Here is a 353-nt window from a genome sequence, read left to right on the forward strand (position 1 = left end):
TTTAGAGCCTTACCAGCAGCGTTCAAGTCACAGAAGGAACTACTGGCGTGGGCGGATACAAAAAAACAAGAGATCTGCCCTATTCCGGGCCTGTCAAAAACTCAAGCGCTCATAACGATTGGGAGCAAGGAGGGTTGCGAGCTCTTAAGGGGCCAACAATTCGTTTGGGTTCGAGCAAAATCAAACCTGTACAGAAATGCCATCATTGCATGGATCAATACTCATCGCTCAACGAGCCTGCTGGAACACCATAAGTTGGCGGCCGAGTACTGTACTGGGCTGGCGAGGGCACTTGAAGCAAAAGACATTCGAAAAAATATTAGTGACGCGAAGCGCAAACGACTGTCACAGGA

Annotated in this window: 1 protein-coding gene; it reads left to right on the forward strand. The window is 49.0% G+C overall.

Features of this window, described 5'->3' with window-relative positions; genetic code table 11:
- On the forward strand, positions 1-353 hold a 353-nt coding region (locus tag KMS84_RS39460; RefSeq protein ID WP_256921474.1), incomplete at both ends, for a hypothetical protein.

Origin of the sequence: Streptomyces hilarionis (assembly GCF_024539675.1) — a bacterium.
Classification (GTDB): Bacteria; Actinomycetota; Actinomycetes; order Streptomycetales; family Streptomycetaceae; genus Streptomyces; species Streptomyces hilarionis.